This window comes from Pseudomonas sp. RA_35y_Pfl2_P32 (assembly GCF_963970735.1).
GTDB lineage: Bacteria > Pseudomonadota > Gammaproteobacteria > Pseudomonadales > Pseudomonadaceae > Aquipseudomonas.
The window spans coordinates 1-453 of the sequence record NZ_CAXAQF010000326.1 but is presented as its reverse complement, the minus strand read 5'-3'; the positions used below and the strand labels follow the sequence as shown (position 1 = coordinate 453).

1 pseudogene is annotated in these 453 nt (G+C 64.2%); it reads left to right on the top strand.

Annotation, left to right across the window (positions count from 1 at the left end):
• A pseudogene (locus AACY45_RS28520) lies at positions 1 to 371 on the top strand (hypothetical protein); the annotation flags it as partial.
• Between the last annotated feature and the right edge of the window lie 82 nt (positions 372 to 453).

Genomic DNA, 453 nt, shown 5'->3' with positions numbered 1-453 from the left:
TGTGCTTCATGCACCCGGTCAAGGCCTCCGAAGCGATCCGCTCGGCGTATTTCGACTATGGCGTGAAGACGTTTTCTCTCGACAGCGTGGAAGAGCTGGAGAAGATCGTCGACGCGACCGATCACGCCGAAGACCTGACGCTGTGCGTCCGCCTTCGCGTGTCGTCGGAGCATAGCAAGCTGAGCCTCGCGTCGAAATTCGGCGCGGCCCCCGGCGAGACCAAGGAACTGCTGTTCCGCGCTCGCCAGGCGGCGGATGCCCTTGGCATCTGCTTCCATGTCGGCAGCCAGGCGATGACGCCCGAAGCCTATGCCAATGCGATGAGCGCGTTCGCGCCGCCATCGTCGATGCAGCGGTCACGGTCGACGTGATCGATGTCGGCGGCGGGTTCCCCTCGTCCTATCCGGGCATGGAACCGCCCCCGCTCGAGCGCTATTTCGAGACGATCCACCG